Annotated in this window: 1 protein-coding gene; it reads right to left on the reverse strand. The window is 67.1% G+C overall.

Features of this window, described 5'->3' with window-relative positions; translation table 11 throughout:
- Window positions 1–310 precede the first annotated feature (310 nt).
- The coding region (locus BI06_RS28355) for a C40 family peptidase (RefSeq protein WP_043472406.1) at window positions 311–832 on the reverse strand (522 nt) is incomplete at its 5' end.

An 832-nucleotide genomic window follows, 5' to 3' on the forward strand; every position in this document is an offset into this window, starting at 1 on the left:
CCGCCCGGCTGCTTCGCGAACTCGGCGGCGAACCCCACCGCCACCCAGGCTGGGTGATCGACTGTGCGAGGTTCGAAGCACGACCCTAGTAACAGATCCGTGATCCGTTCAAATCCTTGTCAGAAAAAAGCCAGAAGAATACCCAAGTTCCTTTGTGAATATGACCGAGCGTGATCACATCCCCACATCAGGCTGATCATTTCCACCTGGACGGCCCAACGCCCGACCCAAACCTCAGCGCCACCCCCGATCGGAGGTGGCGCTGATCACAGGGGCCGAGAACCGCCCCCGGGAGTGTCGTGGCGGACCGTCAGACCCGGCGGATCGTGTTGATCGGCATGGCGTCGGCCTTCATCACCTTCACCACGTCACCGGTGTGCGGCGCGTGGACGACCATGCCGTTGCCGATGTACATGCCGACGTGACTGCGGTCGGGGCGGTAGATGATCAGATCGCCCGGCTGCGCCTCGGCCAGCGAGGAGACCTTGCTGCCGTAGTTGCCCTGCGCCTGCGAGGTCCGCGGCAGCGAGACGCCGGCCTTCCCGTACGCCCAGACCATCAGGCCGGAGCAGTCGAAGGTGCTCGGACCGGTGGCGCCCCAGACGTAGGGCGAGCCCTGCTTGCCCATCGCGTTGGCGACCGCGGCACCGGCCATGCCGCTGGCCTGCGGCAGGCTGCCCAGGTCGGTCCGCTCGCTGCCGCGCGAGGCGCGGTCGGCCTGCTGCTGCGCCGCCTTCACGGCCGCGCGGTCGGCGGCGCTGAGCGAGTTCAGCAGGTCCTGGGCGTCCTTGAGCTTCTTGCCGACCTCGGCCTTGGACTGGTTCAGGTCCTT

Source organism: Kitasatospora sp. MBT66 (assembly GCF_000710405.2).
In the GTDB taxonomy this organism is placed as follows: domain Bacteria; phylum Actinomycetota; class Actinomycetes; order Streptomycetales; family Streptomycetaceae; genus Kitasatospora; species Kitasatospora purpeofusca.